The sequence below is a fragment of the Amycolatopsis sp. 195334CR genome, assembly GCF_017309385.1.
Taxonomy (GTDB): domain Bacteria; phylum Actinomycetota; class Actinomycetes; order Mycobacteriales; family Pseudonocardiaceae; genus Amycolatopsis.
In genome coordinates, this window is record NZ_JAFJMJ010000001.1 from 1,517,616 (window position 1) to 1,536,303 (window position 18,688).

Consider the following 18,688-nt stretch of genomic DNA (forward strand, 5'->3'; position numbering starts at 1 on the left):
TAGTGACCAGCGAGACGTTGGAAGAATCGAGCGGCCGCACGATGCACCTGCTCGGCGGTCGCCGCGTCACGGTTTCCGACCTGCTGGAGGCCGGTCTGATCCGGGTCGGCACAAAGCTCCGGTTCAGGCGCAATCGCATCGGGGTGACCTACGACGCCACCGTGACCGAGCGGGGGCGGATCCGGCTCGAACCCGAGGGGGAAGAGTTCCGTTCGCCTTCACGAGCGGCCATGGTCGCCGCCGGCATGCGGGCGGTCGATGGTTGGCACGCGTGGCTGGTGGTCGAGCAGAACCGATCGCTGGACGCCGTGCGCCAGGAACTGCTCGACCAGGCGATCTCCAGTGCCGCCGCGGCAGCCCACCGGCAGACCGAGGACACCGCGCGTCAACGCATCCACGAGCGCCTGAGGCAGGCACGCGGTCGCGCGGAGGAACGTGCCCCGGAACGCATGTCCGTGCGCGAACTCCTGTCGCTCTGGGGCGCGAAGGAGCGCGGTGACCAGGTCAGCCAGATCGAAGCGGACCTGGCCAACCACGGCTTGGTGACCTCGCCGAGCTTCCGGGCGGTGACCCTGGACACGATGGTTTCGTTGACCACCCCGCTCGACGAGGCGGACGGGACCGCGACGGAGGAACAGCCCGAGATGGTCGACCTGCCGGTCGCGGGAGACGAGGAGGGCGGCGGAGACCTGGATGTCCGCCTCATGGTGGGGAACCTGTCTCCCCTTCTGGGCGTAGAGGCCGTCAACCCCAACAGCACGATCGAAGAAGCGATCACCAAGATGCTGATCAACGACTACTCGCAACTCGCCGTCCTCAACGGCCCTCGCAACCTGCGCGGCGCGATCACCTGGCGCTCGATCGCGCAGGCGATGCACCAGAGGTCCACCCCCAGCCTCGGCGATGCGATCGACCCGCACGTGGAAGTGGTCGCCTACGACCGTGACCTCTTCGAAGTCCTGCCCACGCTGCAGCAGCGCGAGTTCGTGTTCGTCTGGGACGAGACCAAGGAGATCAAGGGCATCGTCACCACTTCCGACGTGGCTCAGCGCTACGGCGAGATGGCCACCCCGTTCTTCCAGCTGGGCGAAGTGGACCAGACCCTCCGGTGGATCTTGAACCGCTCGTTCGACGTGGAAACGCTCCAGCAGGCCTGCAACCGGACGATCACCAGCGTCGACCGCCTCACCTTCGGCGACTACCAGCGCGTGCTGGAGAACAAGGACTGCTGGGCGCGGCTGGGCTGGCCGCTCGACCGCCCCACCTTCGTCTCCCGATTGGAGGAGATCCGCCGGATCCGCAACAAGGTGATGCACTTCCACCCGGACCCCGTAGCCGAGGACGCGGTCGACATCCTGCGGAGGTTCAACAACATGCTGCACCACTACCGCGACTTGGCGTAGTCCGAGATACATCTCGAACAAGGCGACCATGGCAGGGGGTCCAGGGGGCAGAGCCCCCTGGCGGGGGTTTGGGGGTTCGACCCCCAAGGCGATTACGAAGAGAGCCCTGTTTGCGTGTTCTGCAAACAGGGCTCTCTCACGAACGGAGTGGAGCTGAGGGGAATCGAACCCCTGACCTTCTCGATGCGAACGAGACGCGCTACCAACTGCGCTACAGCCCCTTAAAGCTCGTTCAGCATAACAGTGGCTGCCTGCTGCCCGAGCCGGGGGGTCCTATTCGCCGGCTGCCCGGCGGAAGGACCGCTGACCTGGGTCGTCGAGTTCGTGGAAGGCCGGGTCCTCGTCCTCCGGGTCGACCACGACGGCGTGCCGCCGCAGGCGCGAGGTGGGCGACGGCTTGCGCTCGGCACCCGGGATCTCGCGCCGCGGTCGCGGCGGGGCCGCCACGGGCGGAGCCTCGGCCGACTCCTCCACCGGTCGCCGCGTGACGCGCGTGCCCGAGTTCAGCCGCGACGAACGCCGCTGCCGGATCTCGTTCTCGATCCGCACCTGCCGCCGCAGGTACGCGAGGTACCCGACGAGCACCAGGTCGATCGCCCCGTGCGCCCACCACACCAGCGGCGTCAGGAACGCGGCCAGCGCGGCGGTGACCACGGCGAGCACGAGCAGGATGACCACCACGCGCTGCCGGTAGGCGTACTTCGCCCTGGCCGCGATCTCGGCGGCCTCCGGGTCGTAGCCACCGCGGCCCGGCCGGTACTGGCGGCCGCCTTCGCTCGGCTGCGGCAGCGGCGGCAGGTCTCTGCCCACCGGAGCGGGTTCCACGTCGTCGAGGTCGTCGAGGTCGTCCACCTCGTCTTCGAGTTCGGCATCGACCTCGTCGAACTCGTCGTTGGCGTCATGGTCGTCGCGCGCCTGCGGCTTGCCGGTCTCGGACATCGCGAACTCCTCTCGCCCCTCGTGGCGTGTGCTCCCGCTCCGCACGACCCTGGCGGCCAACGCGGAGTCGGCGGTGCGCGCGATCTCCTGGCGCTTGCGCGCGATCATGGGAACGAGGACGACGAGCCATGCCGCGGCCAGCGCGACGATGATCAACGAGCTTGGCATCTCCCGTCACCTCCCCCGACGTGAACTCCTACGTTCGTCACGTTAGTCACAGGAGTAACAGATCTCGGGAAGGCTCGCCGGGTCTTATTCCGGAACTTGTCACTGAATTAGGTGAAAACAGCCCGATGTGGTAACGGGCCACCGCAAGGTCACGCGTAGTCAGCGTGCCCGGCGGCGATCAGCCGTGCGGTGAGCCCGGGGCCGGTTTCCTCGACGGTCATCCCGAAGAGCAGGTGGTCGCGCCAGTCACCTGCCACGTCGAGGTAGCGCTGGAGCAGGCCCTCCTGCCGGAACCCCGCCTTGGTCAGCACCCGGACGCTCGCGACGTTCTCCGGCCGCACGGTCGCCTCGATGCGGTGCATCCCGGCCACGCGGAAGGCGTGGTCCACCACCAGCGCCACGGCCGCGGTGGCCACCCCGCCCCGAACGGCCGAAGTGGACACCCAGTACCCGACCCACGCGGACCGCAGCGAGGCCCTGATCACATTTCCCACGGTGATCTGCCCGGCGAACTCGCCGTCCACGGTGATCGTGAACGGCAGGCACTGGCCGCGCCGGGCCAGCGAACGCAGCGCTGACCACTGCGGCGGCCACGACCACAGCGAGTTCCGCTCGTCCCAGGTACCGGTGCCGCTGGGCTCCCACTCCTCCAGGTGCTCGCGATCGCGCAGCCGCGCCCGGCTCCACGCGCCGCCGTCGCGCAACCGCACCGGCCGCACGACCACCACCCCGGCCTTCACCCGGAGCGGGCCGAGCTTCGCCGGCCAGCCGGGGTGCCGGCCTTCGACGCCGTAGACCTGCGACACCCGCTCAGCCGCGCTGCGCCAGGAAGGTCACCTTGACCTCGTCACCCGCGGCCACCTCGGTGAGGTCCTCATCGATATTGATCAGGCAGTTCGCCTCCGCCAGCGAGGCCAGCAGGTGCGCGCCGGAGGTGCCGAGCGGCTGCACCAGGTACTCGCCGTTGCCCTCGTCGCGCAGCAGTTGCCCGCGCAGGAAGCCCTTCCGCCCCTTGGTGGAGGTGATCGGCGACAGCAGTCGCGCGCCGACCATGCGGCGGTGCGGGTTCCGCGTGCCGCGCGCCGCGCGGATCAGCGGGCGCACCAGCACCTCGAAGACCACCAGCGCGCTCATCGGATTGCCCGGGATCAGGAAGGTCGGCACCGCGTCCGGGCCGAGCCTGCCGAAGCCCTGCACCGAACCGGGGTGCATGGCGATCCGCGTCAGGTCGATCCGGCCCAGCTCGGACAGCGCCGCGTGCACCTCGTCGCCCGAGCTGCCGCCCGCCCCACCGGCCACGACGACCACTTCGGACATCAGCAGCCTGCCCTCGACCACCTCGCGCAGCCGCTTCGGATCGCTCGCCACGATCCCGACCCGGCTCACCTCGGCGCCGGCGTCGCGGGCCGCGGCCGCCAGGGCGTACGAGTTCACGTCGTAGACCTGGCCGACCGACGGCGTGCGATCGATGTCCACCAGCTCGTCGCCGACGGACACAATGGACACCCGCGGGCGCGGGTAGACCAGCACCTTGGCCTTGCCCACCGCGGCGAGCAGGCCCACCTGCGCCGAGCCGATGGTGTCGCCCTGGCGCACCGCGACGTCGCCGATCTGCACGTCCTCGCCGGTCCGCCGGACGTACCCGGCCGACGGCACCGGCTTGTGCACGGTCACCTTGGCGTGGTGGCCGTCGGTGTAGGCGGTCGGCACGACGGCGTCGGCGAGCGTGGGCAGCGGCGCGCCGGTCGCCACGCGCACGGCCTGGCCTGGTTGCAACCGGCGCGGCTGCCGCGAACCGGCCGGGATCTCCCCGACCACCGGCAGCTGCACCGGTTCCTGCCCGGCCGTGCGCACGTCCACGCTGCGCACCGCGTACCCGTCGACGGCTGCCTGGTCGAACCCGGGCAGCGCGTGCTCGGCGACGACCTCCTCGGCGCACAACAGCCCCTGCGCCTCCGAGATCGCCACCCGCACCGGCCGTGGGCGGACCGCGGCCTCCAGTGCGAGGGCGATCTGGGCGTCCACGGAGCGGAACTCGGCGTGTTCCTCCGCGACGCCCTCCGCGGGCGCGGCAGGGGTCGGCGCGTCGGGGACGTCAGGCGCGTCTGGGGCGGTCATCGGCTCGCGTTCTCGATTCGTTCGGTCAGCCAGGTGCGCAGCGACGGCCCGTACTCGGGGTCGTCGAGCGCGAAGTCGACGGCCGCCCGAAGGAAACCGCCGGGGTTGCCGAGATCGTGCCTGCCACCGCGGTGGACCACCACATGAACCGGGTGGCCCTCGGCGATCAGCAACGCGACCGCGTCGGTCAGCTGGAGCTCCCCGCCGGAGCCGGGGGTGATCCGGCGCAGCGCGTCGAAAATGGCCCTGTCCAGCAGGTATCGCCCGGCCGCGGCGTAGGTGGACGGCGCGTCCTCCGGCTTCGGCTTCTCCACCATGCCGTGCACGCGCTTCACATCGGGGTCCTCCGTGTCGGTCACGTCGAACACCCCATAGGGGGAGATCTGCTCGCGCGGGATGTCGAAGGCGCACAGCACGCTGCCGCCCTTCTCGGCGCGCACCGCGGCCATCCTGGACAGCACCCCGGTCGGCAGCACGAGGTCGTCCGGCAGCAGCACGGCGACGGCCTCGTCCTCGTCGGTCAGGTTCGGCTCGGCCTGGGCGACCGCGTGGCCGAGGCCCAGCGCCTGCTTCTGGATCGCGACGTCGACTTCGAGCAGGGCGGGGGCGCGGCGGATCTTGTCCAGCAGATCGGTCTTGCCCTTGGCGGACAGGGTTTCTTCCAGTTCGGGGGCGGCGCGGAAGTAGTCGACCACCGACTCCTTGCCCGGCGAGGTGACGATCACCAGGCGCTGCGCGCCCGCTTCGGCGGCCTCCTCGGCGACCAGCTCGATGCCCGGCCGGTTGACCACCGGCAGCAGCTCTTTCGGCACGGCCTTGGTGGTCGGCAGGAATCGAGTGCCCAGCCCGGCGGCAGGCACGATGGCGGTTCGGAACGTCTGCGTGATTTCGGCGCCCGTCATGGGCGCAAAGCCTAACCTGAGCAGGTGCGAGCAGTGGGCAATGAGCACCCGAGCAAGGCGGAGTGGCGCGAACGGCTGACCTCCGCGCGGTCGGCCGTGCCGATCGCGCGCCGGGTCACCGAGGCGGGCGCGCTGGCCCGCTTCGTCACCGAACTCCCGCACGCGGAGACCGTGTGCGGGTACGTGCCCTTCGGCACGGAGCCGGGGTCGCTGGCCCTGCTGGACGTGCTCCGAGATGCTGGTTCGCGAGTGCTCCTTCCCGTCGTTCCCTCCGTTCCGGGCCCACTGGACTGGGCCGAATACACCGGCTCGGCGTCGCTCGCCCCCGGTCGGTTCCGGGGCGTGCTTGAGCCCACGGGCAACCGCCTGGGGCCGTCCGCCGTCGAGCAGGCGGCACTGGTCCTGGTGCCCGCGCTCGCGGTCGATCACCACGGCGTCCGGCTGGGCCGGGGCGCCGGGTTCTACGACCGTTCGCTCGGTGCCGTGTCGCACGCCGAACTGGTGGCCGTCGTGCGCGACGAGGAGCTGGTGCCTCGTCTGCCCGCCGAACCACACGACGCGCTGATGACCGGCGCGCTGCTGCCCAGCCGTGGCTTCGTCCCCCTTCCCGCCCAGCTCAGCGCGGTGTGACGAACACTGGTTTGCGCTGGGGGAATGATCTGAAGCACAATTGGGTTAGCACTCTTGAGTCCCGAGTGCCAATGCCCGAAGGAGCAGCTGTGCCCACGTACCAGTACGCCTGCAAGGAGTGCGACCACCGCTTCGAGGCGGTCCAGTCGTTTTCCGAGGACAGCTTGACCGAGTGCCCGCAGTGCACCGGCCCGCTGCGCAAGCTCTACGGTGCGGTCGGCGTGATCTTCAAGGGCAGCGGCTTCTACCGCAACGACTCGCGCTCCGACTCGAAGTCCTCGAGCAAGTCCGGCTCGAAGCCCGCGGAGACCTCGGCCAAGAGCGACTCGAGCAAGAGCGACTCGTCCAGCTCGTCCTCTTCTTCGTCTTCGTCGACCACCTCCTCGACGTCGTCGTCTTCTTCGTCCTCCTCTTCATCTACCACGACGAAGACCGCCGCCGCCTCCTGACGCCCTCCCGATCCACCGAGTTGTCCACAGGCACCCACTTGTCCACAGGTGCCCCGACAACCGCTGGTTCACCCCCACCCCCGCGCCCTAGCGTTCGAGGCGCGGGGGATCACCAAGCCGATCCCCCACCGACCACGGGGGCATCGTGCAACTCTTCGAAGATCTGTTCGCCCGGCTGACCGCACTGGTCAGCAGCCGTCGCACGCGGAAGACCTTGGCCGCGTTGCTGGCGCTGACCGCGATCGCGCTGGCGCTGGGCCCGGTGCTGTTCCCGACCGGACCGCCCGGCGAGCCCACGCTGGTCGCCGCCCGTGACCTGAGCCCGGGCACTCTGCTCACGCCGGGTGACACCAAAGTCATCCACATCCCGGCCGAGCTGCGGCCGGCCGGCGCGTTGTCCGGGCAGAGCGCCGACCGCATGCTGGCCGGCGCGGCCAGGGCGGGCGAGCCGCTGACCGATGTGCGCCTGGTGTCCCCTTCGCACGGTCCTCCCGGGACGTCCACCGTGCCCATCCGACTGGCCGATCCGGGCATCGCCGAACTCCTGCACCCCGGCACGCGGGTGGACGTGGTGGCCGCGGATCCGCACCAGCAACGGCAGCTGGCGTCGGCGGTGACCGTGGTCACCGTGGTCACCTCCGGGGGTGAGAGCAAGGCGCGGCCGAATTCGGCGAAAGGCCCGCTCGTACTGGTTGCCGTGCCGTCGGAGGTCGCCACGCCCCTCGCCTCCGCCGCGCTGGACCGACCGGTAACCGTTACGCTCCGGTAGCGTTTTCGTCCCTGCTGGAGAAGGAGAAACCCCCGTGCTCAAAGGCTTCAAGGACTTCTTGATGCGCGGCAACGTCGTCGAGCTGGCCGTTGCGGTCGTCATCGGCACGGCGTTCACCGCGATCGTCACCGCTTTCACCACCGGCTTGATCAAACCGCTGATCAACGCCATCGGCGGTTCGGATGCCGCACAGGGCCTGGGCTTCTACATCTTCTCCGGCAACCAGGGCACCTTCATGGACTTCGGCGGCGTGATCAACGCCGGGATCAACTTCCTGATCGTCGCCGCGGTGGTGTACTTCCTGTTCGTGCTGCCGTTGCAGAAGGTGCAGGAGCGCCGCAAGCGGGGCAAGGAAACCGGCCCCGCCGAACCGACCGATGTCGAACTGCTGAAGGAAATCCGGGACCTGCTGCGCCAACAACAACACCAAACCGACGACTCCACCCCGAACCGCCCCCCGCGCCCCTGACCACCGAACTCGCTCCCCGCGCCGTACTCCTCGCACGGGCATCCCCACGTGCCACGCTCACGCGGCCGAGCACCACCCTCGCGGGGGGCGAACCCCGCTAGCGCATCGCCTCAGCCCGGCCCACCACCGGCACCGCGGCCACCAACTCCCGAGGCGGCGTGTCCTTCGACAGGAACCCCGCCGCCCCGTGCCGCAGCGCCGGGTACACGTACTCGCCGATGTCGTGCGTACACGTACTTGCCGGTCTCGAACACCATAAGGATTCCCACCGCCTTCGGCGCGGACGACGGCCGCCCGGTCAGCCGGGGCACCTGGATCCCGCCCTCCTTCGGCGCTGCCGAACGGGGTGCCGCGCCACCGGGGGCCAGGCGGGCAGAGCACGCCGCCGAGTGCCTCACCACCATGGCAGGCAAGACGGGCCGCCGCGCCGACCAATGCCGAGCGCAAAACGAAGATCGCCTGCTCCGCCGGTGGCGGGAGCAGGCGATGCGGTGGATCAGCGGTCGTGGTGGGGTGGGCGGTTTTCGTGGTACCAGGAGTCCGTGTCGCCGGTGGGTTCCTGGGGGCGTTCGTCGGAGGTGGTTTCCGGGAGCACGTCTCCGAAGACCTCCTCCAAGCGGCGACGGCGCTCAGGTTCCGCGGGCGAAGACATCAGGACTCGTTCAGGCCGGACAGCTCGTCGATCACGTACGGCACGAGCGCCGAAAGCGTCGCCATGCCGTCGCGGACGGCGGCTCGCGAGCCCGCCAGGTTGACCACCAGCGTGCTCCCCGAAACCCCGACCAGACCACGCGAAATACCAGCGTCGACCGCGCCCGCGGCCAGGCCGGAGGAACGCAGGGCCTCGCCGATGCCCGGGATCGGGCGGTCCAGCACACCGGCCGTCGCGTCCGGGGTGACATCGCGCGGCGACACGCCGGTCCCGCCGACGGTGACCACCAGGTCCGCCCCGCCGATCACGGCCGTGTTCAGCGCGTTCCGGATGGCCACGGTGTCGGCGTGCACCACCACGGTGCCGTCGACGATGAAGCCCGCCTCTTCCAGCAACTCGGTGACCAGCGGACCAGCGGTGTCATCGACCTCGCCGTGGGCGGCACGGTCGTCCACGATCACCACGAGAGCCCGGCCCAGCCGTTGTGCACTGCGTTCCATGTGCCCACCGTAGCGCGAACCGGCGGCAGACGATCAGCGCGCGCCCCGGCACGCGCAGACCCCGGCGAAATGTCCTCAATGTCCGAACATGCTTCTGCGGGCTAAAGCAGGTTCCCCAGGTCAGGGGGGCCAAATGTGACGGAAGGCTGACGGCGGCGCCGCAACGCTGCCGTCGGGAGGCCGTGCCGCCCTAGCGTGATCCGGGTGCGAGTACTCATCACCGGCGGGGCCGGGTTCATCGGCTCCCACATCGCCGACCAGCTGGCCGCCAGGGGCGACGAGCCCGTCCTGCTCGACAGCCTCACCCCCACCGCGCACGGCGTCGCCCCCGAGCAGCATCGCGCCGCCGAGCGCGGGCGCGCCCCTGAGCACAACCGGGCGCCCGAACACGACCGCACCACCGAGGACGAGCGCACGCCTGGGCAAGGCCGCGTCCCTGGATATGTCGGCGAGTATGAGTTCCACCGCGCCGACGTCACCGAGCTGCGCCCCGAGCAGCTCGACGGGATCGACGCCGTCTGCCATCAGGCGGCGATCGTCGGGCATGGGGTCGATCCGGCCGACGCGCCCGCCTACGCCTGGAACAACGACTACGGCACCGCCGTCCTCCTCGCCGCCATGCACCGCGCGGGCGTCCGAAAACTGGTGCTCGCCTCCTCCATGGTCGTCTACGGAGAGGGTCGTTACGCCTGCGCGGAGCACGGCATCGTCGCCCCCGCGCCGCGGCTGCAGTCCGATGTGGACGAGGGTAGGTTCGAGCCGCGCTGCCCCCACTGCGGTGAGCAGCTCGAATCCCGCCTGGTGCCCGAGGACGCGCCCCTGAACCCCCGAAGCACGTACGCCGCTACCAAGCTCGCCCAGGAACACCTCGCCGGAGCCTGGGCCCGCCAGACCGGCGGCCGGGTCTGGGCCCTGCGCTACCACAACGTCTACGGCCCCCGGATGCCCCAGAACACCCCGTACGCCGGCGTCGCCTCGCTGTTCCGTTCGGCGCTCGAACGAGGCGAAGCCCCGACCGTCCTAGAAGACGGGCGCCAGCGACGCGACTTCGTGCACGTCGATGACATCGCGCGCGCCAACCTCCGAGCGCTGGACGTCGAGCCGCCCGAGGAGATCACGGCGGTCAACGTCTGTTCCGGCGAACCCCACACCGTCGGCGACATGGCCGCCGAGCTCGCCCGCGCGTGCGGCGGACCGGAGCCGCGGATCGTCGGCGGAGCGCGTCCGGCCGACGTACGGCACGTGGTCGCCGACCCGGCACTGGCCGAGAAGCTGCTCGGCTTCACCGCGAGCGTCGGCTTCCGGGAAGGCGTCGCAGGCTTCGCCACCGCCCCACTCCGGCGGTAATCTCGAACGGCATGACCGTGCGCTATCCCCCGGGCGAAATCCTGCTGAAGCTGCACGCCCGTTTCGGCCCGGCGGTCAAGGCGGGCCCGAGCTACGCCTACCTCCTCGGCCCCGAGGCCAACCGGTTCCTCTTCGCCAACTCCGAGCTGTTCAGCTGGCGCGAGGCCTTCGACCTGCTGGTCCCGGTCGACGGCCCGACCTCGCTGATCGTCAGCGACGGCGAGGACCACCGCCGTCGGCGGCGGCTGGTGCAGCCCGCACTGCACCACCGGCAGATCAGCACCTACCTGGACATCATGACGGCCACCGCGGACGCCACCATCGACGCGTGGCGCCCCGGCCAGCGGATCGACCTCTACCAGGAGTTCCGCGCGGCGATCCGGCGCAGCACCATCCAGTCCCTGTTCGGCGCCCGGCTCGGCGGGGAGGCCGACTTCTTCGGCACCGAACTGCAGCCGCTGCTCGACCTGATCGACCGGCTCCCGCAGGCCGTCGACGTGCACCGGCGCCTGCGCACGCCGACGTGGCGGCGCGCGATGGCCGCCCGCGCCCGCGTCGACGAGCGGATCTACGCCGAGATCGCCAGGACCAGGGCGGGCGCGTCCGAAGTGGACGATCACGCGCTGGCCACCCTGGTGCACGGCGGTGATGAGCAGCTGAGCGACCTGGAGATCCGCGACCAGATGGTCACGCTGATCGCCGCCGGGTACGAGACCACCAGCGCGGCGATGGCCTGGGCGCTGTACTCCGTGCTCAGCGACCGCGAGGTGTACGAGCGGGCCAAAGGCCAGCAGGATCGCGAGTACCTCAACGGGATCGTGCAGGAGACGCTGCGCCTCTACCCGCCGGCGGTGATCTCGGCGCGCAAGGTGGTCGAGGGCTTCGAATTCCACGGCAAGCGATTCCGGCCGGGGACCCTGCTGCTGTACAGCCCGTATGTCACGCACCGGCTGCCGGAACTGTGGGAGGACCCGCTCGCCTTCCGGCCCGAACGCTGGCAAGGCCACAAGGCGGCTCCGCACGAGTTCCTGCCATTCGGCGGTGGGCCTCACCGATGCATCGGCGCGACGATGGCGACCACGGAACTCGCCGTCATGCTCGGGCGGGTGGTCGCCCGGGCGGACCTTCGCCTGCTGCCGCAGCGCATCCGCGCCACCAGCCCGGCGGCCATGCGCCCGCGGAACGGACTCCGAGCCGAGGTCCGCTGAGCACGCCCGGCAAACTCGCGGTTCTCGCAGCGCCCGCGGCCCTCGCAGCCCTCGCTCTCGCAGCGCCCGCAGCCCTCGCAACCTTCGTGGCCCTCGTGGCCTTCGCGGCCGTCACAGCCTCCGCAGCTCTCGCAGCTCTCGCAGCCCTCGTAGCTCTCGCGACTCTCGCAGCGCCCGCAGCCCTCGCAGCCCCGCAGCCCCAGCGCCCGCAGCCCTCGCAGCCTTCGCAGCCCTCGCAGCCCTCGCAGCGCCCGCAGCCCTCGCAGCCTTCGCAGCCCTCGCAGCCTTCGCAGCGCCCGCAGCCCTCGCAGCGCCCGCAGCCCTCGCAGCGCCCGCAGCCCTCGCAGCCTTCGCAGCCCTCGCAGCCCCTCGCGCAGCCCTCGCAGCCTTCGCAGCCCTCGCAGCCCTCGCAGCGCCCGCAGCCCTCGCAGCCTTCGCAGCCCTCGCAGCGCCCGCGGCTCTCGCAGCGCCCCGGCTCTCGCGGCCAGCCCGGCAAGCCCGCTAAGCCAGTGGCAGGTGTACTTCGAACCGGCAGCCGGGACCGTGGTTGCGGACCAGGATCCGCCCCTTGTGGGCCTCCACCAGGCCCTTCGCGATCGCCAGCCCGAGACCGCCGCCTGCACCATCGCGCTCCGGGGTACGAGCGCGCGTACCGCGGAACGCCACATCGAAAACCCGCCCGATCTCGTCGTCCGGGATGCCGCCGCAGCCGTCGTCGACGGCGATTAGGGCTTCTGCGCCGGCCACGCCGATCTGCACCGCGACCGTCCCGTCCGGCGGGGTGTGCCGGATCGCGTTCGACACCAGGTTCCGCACGATCCGCGCCAGCTCCGGGTCGCTCCCGCTGACCACTGGCGACGCCTGCGCGTGCGCCTCCACGCGCACCCGCTTCCGGTGCGCCACCGGCGTCTGCGCGGCGATCGTGTCGCTCACGACGTCCCGCAGCGGCACCGCCGACATGGTCAACCGCAACGCTCCCGCGGTGATCCTCGACAGCTCGAACAGGTCGTCCACCATGCCCGACAGCCGCGTGCTCTCGCCGCCGATGCGCTGCGCGTACCCGGCGACCTCCGCCGGCTCCGACACCACGCCGTCCGCCAGTGCCTCGGCCATCGCGCGGATACCGGCCAACGGGCTCCGCAGGTCGTGGCTGATCCAGGCGACCAGTTCCCGCCGCGACGCCTCCGCGGCGCGTTCCCGTTCACGCGCCTCGCGTTCCCACACGCTCCGCCGCGCGATGGCCCGCCCGAACACGATCGCGCAGGGCACCACCACCAGCGCGACCAGCAGGCACACCAGCACCATCGTGGTCAGCGTCGAGTTGAACATGAACCCGCTGACCCCGAGCACCCCGGTCAGCGTGGCGACCAGCGGGATCAGCACCATCACGGTCAGCGTGGTGGCCAGCGCCCCGTGCCGCAGCCGGTACAGCACCAGCCCGCCCAGCAACGCCACCGGCAACGCGAACAACAACGCGAACGGCAGGATGTGCCACGCGTGCGTGAGCATCGCGCCGAAGGATTCGTCCGATTCGATCATCGCGAGCTCACCGGGTCGTAGCGGTAGCCGACGCCCCACACCGTGGCCACGCGCACGGGTTTCGCGGGCTGCGGCTCGATCTTCTCGCGCAACCGTCTCACGTGGACGGTCACTGTGGACTGGTCGCCGAAGTCCCAGCCCCACACCTTCTCCAGCAGGTCGGTGCGGGAGTACGCGGTGCCGGGATGGGTCAGGAAGAACGCCAGCAGGTCGAACTCGCGCGCGGTCAGCGGCAGGTCGACCCCGCCGAGCGTGGCGTCGCGCGCGGTGGTCCGCAGCACCAGGTCACCGTCGCGCAGTTCCTCGGCCGGAGCCGCGGGACGGCTCGGCAGTCGCGCCCGGCGCAGCACCGAGATCACCCGCAACGCCAGTTCACGCGGGCTGAACGGCTTCGTCACGTAGTCGTCGGCGCCGAGTTCGAGCCCGGCGATCCGGTTCTCCTCCTCGCCGAGCGCGGTCAGCAGCACCACCGGCACCTGACTGGTCTGCCGCAGCCTGCGGCACACCTCCAGCCCGCTGATCCCCGGCATCATCACGTCGAGCACCACCAGGTCGGGCGGCCGCTCGGCGAACAGCCGGAGCCCCTCCTCGCCGGTCCCCGCGACCTCGACGGTGAACCCGGCGACCTCCAGGTACCGGCGCACCACGTCGCGCACGGTCTCGTCGTCGTCGACCACGAGCACCCGGCCGCTCTCCTGCGTCATTCCCGCTCCTACCAGTACGTGAAGACCACATGGTTCACCACGAGCGCGGTCACCGCCTGCGCGGCGAGCCACCCGCGCCTGCCGGACGCCGGCAGCAGCGCCGCGGCGGGCAGCAGCCACACCGCGAACGGTAGCCAGATCCGCTCGGTTTCGGCCTTCGAAAGCCCGGAAAGGTCCGCGAACGCGACCACCAGCAGTGCCGCCAGCCCGAGCAGCACCACCGGATCCGACCAGCGGCCGGCGACCGTCCGCCGCACCCCGGCGACCAGCGCGGGCCCCAGCACGATGGCGAGGCACGCCAGGTTCGCCCAGACCCAGTACGCGTACGGCCGATCGCTGGCGATGCCCTGGTAGTACCGCTCGACAACCAGGTGGTACCCGTCCAGCCACCAGAACCCGGCGAGCGCGAACGCCAGCACCACGCCCAGCGCGCCCACCAGCGCGAGCGCGAACGTCCGCCAACTCCGCACCACGGCCAACGCGATCAGGCCGAGCAGGACCAAGCCGTACGACAGGAAGATCCCGAACCCGAGCACCACCCCGGCGGGCAACGCGAGCAGCGGGCGCCGACGGGCCAGCGCGAGCAGCGCGACGCCGACCGCGGTGACCCCGGCGAACAGGCCGTCCGCCGAGACGCCCACCCAGATCGCGCCGGGGAACAACACCGCGAACGGCACCATCGCACGGGCCGCCTCGGGACGTCCGAGCGCGGAGACGGTCACCGGAACGGCCACCGCGAACAGGCAGCCGACCAGGACGCAAACGATTGCGGCCCAGGTGCCTCCGCCGAGGCCGAGCCGGTCGAGCCAGACGAAGACCAGGGTGGCGCCGGGCGGGTGACCGGACACGTGGGTGGTCCACGAATCCGGCTGGAAGTCGAGGATGCGGGAGCTGAACTCGCGGAGCATGACCGGGATGTCGGTGATGCCGGGGACCTCACGCAGGTACTCGTGGTCGCTTTCGAGCCGTCCGGCGAAACCGGTGCGGAAACCGTCGATCAACGCGAGCGACATCGTCCAGCAGACCGTCGCGCCGTAGCCGAGCGCGAGCAGCGAGCGCCACGAAAGCCGTTCCGCAAGCGACGGCCCCCACATGACCACCGCCGCGGCGACCAGCACCGCGAACAGCGAACCGGGGCCGACGCGCGGCAGCCAGTCGCCGTAGAGCGGCGGCGCGAACGCGTAGATGACCACCCCGGAACCGGGGCGGTTGAAGTACAGCCCGAGCGCCGTGCCGAGCGCGACCAGCACCGCGGCGACGCCGACGGCGGCCAGATCACCTCGGGACGCGACGGATTTGCGCGGCAGGACGTCGACCACCAGCGCACGGTAAGCCCGGCGGTACCGGCGCGTCGAGGCGGAACGGCGGTCCGTCACCATCCGGTAAGAACCTCGTGGCTGTCACAGTTTGGTAAGCACGCCAAGGGTTTTTCGGTGTCCACAACAGCCATAGCGTGACTCGCCGTGATGGTCGACGTGATACTTCCCTGTCTCGACGAAGCGGCCGCGCTGCCCGGGGTCCTTGGCGCGCTGCCCGACGGTTACCGCGCGATCGTGGTCGACAACGGCTCCACCGACGGCTCACCGGAGATCGCCGCGGATCTCGGCGCGAAGGTGGTCCACGAACCGAGGCGCGGCTACGGTGCCGCCGTCCACAGTGGACTCGAGGCGGCGACGGCCGAGTTGGTCGCCTTCCTGGACGCCGACGGTTCGCTGGACCCGCGCGAGCTGCCGGTGCTGGTGGCCGCCGTGCAGAGCGGCGCCGACCTGGCCGTGGGCCGCCGGGTGCCGACCAGCCCCGCCGCCTGGCCCTGGCACGCGCGAGCCGGCAACGCGCTGCTCGCGGCCTTGCTCCGCCGCCGAGGCCTCGGCGTCAGCGACATCGCGCCGATGCGGGCAGCCAAGCGAGAGCACCTGCTCTCGTTGCAGATCACTGATCGCGCTTTCGGCTATCCGCTGGAGCTGCTGGTGAAGGCCGGGCGAGCGGGCTGGCGGATCGACGAGTTCGAGGTCAGCTACGGCGAACGCGCCCGGGGCACCAAGTCGAAGGTGTCCGGCTCGGTGCGCGGCACGCTGCGTGCGGTCCGCGACATGGGGCGGGTGCTCGCGCGATGAACCACCCTCCTGCCGCCCACCCTCAACCGAGTTTCGCCCTGCTCGTGGTCGCCAAGGCCCCCGTACCCGGCTTCGCCAAGACCCGCCTCTGCCCGCCCGCGACCCCGGAACGAGCCGCCCGGATCGCCGCCGCCTCCCTGCTCGACACGCTCGACGCCGTGCTCGCCACCCCCGGCGCCACCCCGGTCGTCGCCTTCACCGGCGACCTGGACGCGGCCGCCAACCGCGCCGAACTCACCGAGGCGCTCGGACGCACCACCGTCCTCCCCCAGCGCGGCACCACCTTCGGCGAACGGCTCGCCAACGCGCACGCCGACACCGCCGCGCGCTTCCCCGGCCTCCCCGTGCTGCAGATCGGCATGGACACCCCGCAGGTCACGCCGTCTCTCCTGGCCGCGACGGCGAAACGGCTCGACGAACGCGAGGCCGTGCTCGGCCCGGCCGATGACGGCGGCTGGTGGGCGCTGGGCCTGCGCGACCCGCTGAAGGCCCGCGCTCTCACCGAGGTGCCCATGTCCACACCGGACACCGGCGCACTCACCAGGAAAGCACTGGGACTCACCATCGACATCGGCACGAGATTGTCCGATGTAGACACCATGGAGGACGCGATCGCGGTGGCGTACCGAACGCGCGGCCGCTTCGCCACGGCGGTGCTGCCATGACCGCCTTCGACACCGGCCTGCTCGGCGGCCCATGCTGGCTGGAATCCGGGACCGGGGAACGCATCCGGCTCCCCGCCGAACGCTGGAGCGACGAACCCGGCGCGGGCGACGAGCTGCTGCTCGGCCGCTGCACCGGCCCGACGGTCGACCTCGGCTGCGGCCCCGGTCGGCTCACCGCCGCGCTGACCGCCCGCGGGATCACCGCGCTCGGCGTCGACCATTCGGCCGTGGCCATCCGCCTGACCAGGGCACGCGGCGCGGTCGCACTGCACCGCGACGTGTTCCGCCCGCTGCCCGGCGAAGGGCGCTGGCGGCACGTCCTGCTCGCCGACGGCAATCTCGGCATCGGCGGTGACCCGGTGGCCCTGCTCGACCGCGTCCACCGCCTGCTCGGTGCGGACGGCACGGCGCTGGTGGAGCTCGATCCACCCGGTCAGGGCCTGCGGCGGAGCGAGGTCCGCATCGACGCCGGTTCCTGGTTCCCGTGGGCGTGGGTCGGCGCGGACGCGCTCGGCGACCTCGCCGCCCGCACCGGCTTCCGTCCGGAATGGACGGCCCTCAGCGGTCACCGCTGGTTCGCCGAGCTGAGGCGACGGTGAACCGCTTCCGCGCCGCCGCGCACTCCCCGGCAGTGACCTCGCGGATCGGCATCGCGCTCGGCGTCGCCTTCCTGCTGTGCTTCCTCACCGGCCTGCTCAGCCACCTCATCCAGCACCCGCCGGGCTGGTTCGGCTGGCCGAGCCGCCCGGTCCAGCTGTACCGGATCACGCAGGGCGTGCACGTCATCTCCGGGATCGCGTCGATCCCGCTGCTGCTGGCGAAGCTGTGGACGGTCTACCCGAAGCTGTTCGAGAAGCCGGCGATCCGATCGATTCCGCACGCGCTGGAACGGCTGTCGATCCTGGTGCTCTCCGGGGCGGCGTTCTTCGAAGTGACCACGGGCCTGCTGAACGTGGCGCAGAACTACCCGTGGAACTTCTACTTCCCGTCGCTGCACTACGCCGTCGCGTGGATCGCGATCGGTTCGGTGGTGGTGCACGTGGCGGTCAAACTGCCGATCATCCGCGGGCCGAAGGAGCCGGAGGAACCAGCACCGGGGCTCTCCCGGCGGGGCTTCCTGCGGTCCACCTGGCTGGTCACCGGCGTCGCCGTGGTCGCCACCGCGGGCGCGACGGTTCCCCTGCTGCGCAACGTTTCCGGGCTGTCGTGGCGTTCCGGCCGGGACCTGCCGGTGAACCGGACCGCGGCCGCGGCGGGCGTGCTCTCCACCGCACAGGACCCGAACTGGCGACTGGAAATCGCCACCGCCACCGGGACGAAGTCCCTCTCCCGCGCCGAACTCGCCGCCCTTCCGCAGACCACCGCGGAACTTCCGATCGCCTGCGTCGAGGGCTGGAGCCAGTCGGCCGTGTGGAGCGGGGTCGCCTTCCCCGACCTCCTGCGGGCAGCCGGCGCCGAGCCGGGCGCCGACGTGCGCGTGCTTTCCCTGGAACGCAACGGTTTGTACGCGACGAGTGAATTACCGGGAACGCACACCGCCGACCCGTTGACCCTGCTCGCGCTCACCCTGAACGGCGAGGTGCTGCCGCCCGACCACGGTTACCCGTGCCGCGTGATCGCGCCGAACCGGCCGGGCGTGCTGCAGACGAAGTGGGTCCGCCGACTGGAGGTCCGATGAGGTACCTGCTCGCCCTGCCAGGCATCGCCGCGCTGGTCTACGGCGGATACCTGCTGGTGCCGCTGGCCGACTTCTCGGTCGGGCTCTGGCTGGTCGCCGGACCGCTGGTGCACGATCTGCTGCTCGCGCCGGTGGTCGCGCTGATCGGCTGGGCCCTCACGCGCCTGCCGCACGCGAAGCCGTTGCTGGTCGGCGGCGCGCTCACCGGGGTGCTGTGCCTGCTGGCCGTTCCGCTGCTGTGGCGCACCTACGGCACGCCGCCGAGCCCCGGCCTGCACGACGGCAACACCTGGCTGGGCCTCGGCCTCACGCTCGCCGCGGTGTGGCTCGGCGTCGGCTTGTACCTCGTCGTGCGCATATTGAACCGCGGGGATCAGGAGGGGGCTTCCTGATCACCCGCGGTTCATCTCCACCGGTCCCTGCGAGGCCGGGAG

Annotated in this window: 20 protein-coding genes and 1 tRNA gene; 12 read left to right on the plus strand and 9 right to left on the minus strand. The window is 71.2% G+C overall.

Annotation, left to right across the window (positions count from 1 at the left end; genetic code table 11):
• Positions 1–2 precede the first annotated feature (2 nt).
• Positions 3–1,403 carry a CBS domain-containing protein gene (locus JYK18_RS07370; RefSeq protein WP_307795805.1) on the plus strand — a complete coding sequence of 467 codons (1,401 nt, stop codon included), beginning with the start codon at positions 3–5 and terminating at the stop codon, positions 1,401–1,403.
• Between the two features lie 148 nt (positions 1,404–1,551).
• Here the strand turns inward: JYK18_RS07370 and JYK18_RS07375 are convergent.
• The 5 genes from JYK18_RS07375 to JYK18_RS07395 form a co-directional block, all read right to left on the minus strand.
• Positions 1,552–1,624: transfer RNA gene (locus JYK18_RS07375), tRNA-Ala, on the minus strand.
• 52 nt (positions 1,625–1,676) lie between these two features.
• On the minus strand, positions 1,677–2,510 hold the full coding sequence (gene glpR, locus JYK18_RS07380; RefSeq protein WP_206801392.1) for a gephyrin-like molybdotransferase receptor GlpR: 834 nt from the start codon (positions 2,508–2,510) through the stop codon (positions 1,677–1,679).
• 149 nt (positions 2,511–2,659) lie between these two features.
• Positions 2,660–3,316, minus strand: coding sequence for a GNAT family N-acetyltransferase (locus JYK18_RS07385; RefSeq protein WP_206801393.1), 657 nt, complete (start codon positions 3,314–3,316; stop codon positions 2,660–2,662).
• Positions 3,317–3,320: 4 nt separating this feature from the next.
• A complete protein-coding gene (glp, locus tag JYK18_RS07390) occupies positions 3,321–4,628 on the minus strand; it encodes a gephyrin-like molybdotransferase Glp (protein ID WP_242578995.1) in 1,308 nt (435 codons plus the stop codon).
• A complete protein-coding gene (locus JYK18_RS07395; RefSeq protein WP_206801394.1) occupies positions 4,625–5,530 on the minus strand; it encodes a UTP--glucose-1-phosphate uridylyltransferase in 906 nt (301 codons plus the stop codon). The genes glp and JYK18_RS07395 overlap by 4 nt, the downstream gene beginning before the upstream one ends.
• Positions 5,531–5,554: 24 nt before the next feature.
• On the opposite strand from JYK18_RS07395, the gene JYK18_RS07400 reads away from it, so the two are divergent.
• The 4 genes from JYK18_RS07400 (at position 5,555) to mscL (ending at position 7,847) form a co-directional block, all read left to right on the plus strand.
• On the plus strand, positions 5,555–6,160 hold the full coding sequence (locus tag JYK18_RS07400) for a 5-formyltetrahydrofolate cyclo-ligase (RefSeq protein ID WP_206801395.1): 606 nt from the start codon (positions 5,555–5,557) through the stop codon (positions 6,158–6,160).
• An 89-nt stretch (positions 6,161–6,249) separates the two neighbouring features.
• Positions 6,250–6,609: an FmdB family zinc ribbon protein gene (locus JYK18_RS07405; protein WP_206801396.1), complete on the plus strand. Its 360-nt coding sequence runs from the start codon at positions 6,250–6,252 to the stop codon at positions 6,607–6,609.
• 145 nt (positions 6,610–6,754) lie between these two features.
• Positions 6,755–7,378: an SAF domain-containing protein gene (locus JYK18_RS07410; protein WP_206801397.1), complete on the plus strand. Its 624-nt coding sequence runs from the start codon at positions 6,755–6,757 to the stop codon at positions 7,376–7,378.
• 34 nt (positions 7,379–7,412) lie between these two features.
• Complete coding sequence (mscL, locus tag JYK18_RS07415) at positions 7,413–7,847, plus strand: large-conductance mechanosensitive channel protein MscL (protein WP_206801398.1); 435 nt, start codon at positions 7,413–7,415, stop codon at positions 7,845–7,847.
• A 651-nt stretch (positions 7,848–8,498) separates the two neighbouring features.
• Here mscL and JYK18_RS07420 read toward each other — a convergent pair.
• Positions 8,499–8,999 (minus strand): molybdenum cofactor biosynthesis protein B, encoded by a 501-nt coding sequence (locus JYK18_RS07420; protein ID WP_113694574.1) that lies wholly within the window; start codon positions 8,997–8,999, stop codon positions 8,499–8,501.
• Between the two features lie 204 nt (positions 9,000–9,203).
• Between JYK18_RS07420 and JYK18_RS07425 the strand changes: the two genes are divergently transcribed.
• Positions 9,204–10,346 (plus strand): NAD-dependent epimerase/dehydratase family protein, encoded by a 1,143-nt coding sequence (locus tag JYK18_RS07425; RefSeq protein ID WP_307795806.1) that lies wholly within the window; start codon positions 9,204–9,206, stop codon positions 10,344–10,346.
• A gap of 11 nt (positions 10,347–10,357) precedes the next feature.
• On the plus strand, positions 10,358–11,554 hold the full coding sequence (locus tag JYK18_RS07430) for a cytochrome P450 (protein WP_206801400.1): 1,197 nt from the start codon (positions 10,358–10,360) through the stop codon (positions 11,552–11,554).
• Between the two features lie 501 nt (positions 11,555–12,055).
• Here the strand turns inward: JYK18_RS07430 and JYK18_RS07435 are convergent.
• From JYK18_RS07435 to JYK18_RS07445, 3 genes are read right to left on the minus strand one after another with little or no spacing between them, the layout of a single operon-like run.
• On the minus strand, positions 12,056–13,093 hold the full coding sequence (locus JYK18_RS07435) for a sensor histidine kinase KdpD (RefSeq protein WP_206801401.1): 1,038 nt from the start codon (positions 13,091–13,093) through the stop codon (positions 12,056–12,058).
• Entirely contained in the window at positions 13,090–13,797 is a 708-nt protein-coding gene (locus JYK18_RS07440) for a response regulator transcription factor (protein WP_206801402.1), read from the minus strand. Before JYK18_RS07440 ends, JYK18_RS07435 begins: the two co-directional genes overlap by 4 nt.
• Before the next feature lie 8 nt (positions 13,798–13,805).
• A complete protein-coding gene (locus tag JYK18_RS07445; RefSeq protein WP_307795807.1) occupies positions 13,806–15,116 on the minus strand; it encodes a hypothetical protein in 1,311 nt (436 codons plus the stop codon).
• A gap of 147 nt (positions 15,117–15,263) precedes the next feature.
• Here JYK18_RS07445 and JYK18_RS07450 point away from each other — a divergent pair, with 147 nt between their 5' ends.
• From JYK18_RS07450 to JYK18_RS07470, 5 genes are read left to right on the plus strand one after another with little or no spacing between them, the layout of a single operon-like run.
• The gene (locus JYK18_RS07450; protein ID WP_206804074.1) at positions 15,264–15,911 is read left to right on the plus strand and encodes a glycosyltransferase family 2 protein; all 648 of its coding nucleotides are present in this window, start codon (positions 15,264–15,266) and stop codon (positions 15,909–15,911) included.
• The gene (locus tag JYK18_RS07455) at positions 15,908–16,576 is read left to right on the plus strand and encodes a DUF2064 domain-containing protein (protein WP_206801403.1); all 669 of its coding nucleotides are present in this window, start codon (positions 15,908–15,910) and stop codon (positions 16,574–16,576) included. The genes JYK18_RS07450 and JYK18_RS07455 overlap by 4 nt, the downstream gene beginning before the upstream one ends.
• Entirely contained in the window at positions 16,573–17,175 is a 603-nt protein-coding gene (locus JYK18_RS07460) for a methyltransferase domain-containing protein (RefSeq protein WP_206801404.1), read from the plus strand. Before JYK18_RS07455 ends, JYK18_RS07460 begins: the two co-directional genes overlap by 4 nt.
• Positions 17,124–18,254: a molybdopterin-dependent oxidoreductase gene (locus JYK18_RS07465; RefSeq protein WP_206801405.1), complete on the plus strand. Its 1,131-nt coding sequence runs from the start codon at positions 17,124–17,126 to the stop codon at positions 18,252–18,254. The genes JYK18_RS07460 and JYK18_RS07465 overlap by 52 nt, the downstream gene beginning before the upstream one ends.
• Positions 18,251–18,646 (plus strand): hypothetical protein, encoded by a 396-nt coding sequence (locus JYK18_RS07470; protein WP_206801406.1) that lies wholly within the window; start codon positions 18,251–18,253, stop codon positions 18,644–18,646. Before JYK18_RS07465 ends, JYK18_RS07470 begins: the two co-directional genes overlap by 4 nt.
• Positions 18,647–18,688: the final 42 nt, after the last annotated feature.

Coding starts and splice junctions, on each gene's coding strand:
- glpR (WP_206801392.1), bottom strand. CDS start 2,510: ATGCCAAGCTCGTTGATCATCGTCGCGCTGGCCGCGGCATGGCTCGTC.
- glp (WP_242578995.1), bottom strand. CDS start 4,628: ATGACCGCCCCAGACGCGCCTGACGTCCCCGACGCGCCGACCCCTGCC.
- JYK18_RS07395 (WP_206801394.1), bottom strand. CDS start 5,530: ATGACGGGCGCCGAAATCACGCAGACGTTCCGAACCGCCATCGTGCCT.
- JYK18_RS07420 (WP_113694574.1), bottom strand. CDS start 8,999: ATGGAACGCAGTGCACAACGGCTGGGCCGGGCTCTCGTGGTGATCGTG.
- JYK18_RS07430 (WP_206801400.1), top strand. CDS start 10,358: ATGACCGTGCGCTATCCCCCGGGCGAAATCCTGCTGAAGCTGCACGCC.
- JYK18_RS07435 (WP_206801401.1), bottom strand. CDS start 13,093: ATGATCGAATCGGACGAATCCTTCGGCGCGATGCTCACGCACGCGTGG.
- JYK18_RS07440 (WP_206801402.1), bottom strand. CDS start 13,797: ATGACGCAGGAGAGCGGCCGGGTGCTCGTGGTCGACGACGACGAGACC.
- JYK18_RS07450 (WP_206804074.1), top strand. CDS start 15,264: ATGGTCGACGTGATACTTCCCTGTCTCGACGAAGCGGCCGCGCTGCCC.
- JYK18_RS07455 (WP_206801403.1), top strand. CDS start 15,908: ATGAACCACCCTCCTGCCGCCCACCCTCAACCGAGTTTCGCCCTGCTC.
- JYK18_RS07460 (WP_206801404.1), top strand. CDS start 16,573: ATGACCGCCTTCGACACCGGCCTGCTCGGCGGCCCATGCTGGCTGGAA.
- JYK18_RS07465 (WP_206801405.1), top strand. CDS start 17,124: ATGGACGGCCCTCAGCGGTCACCGCTGGTTCGCCGAGCTGAGGCGACG.
- JYK18_RS07470 (WP_206801406.1), top strand. CDS start 18,251: ATGAGGTACCTGCTCGCCCTGCCAGGCATCGCCGCGCTGGTCTACGGC.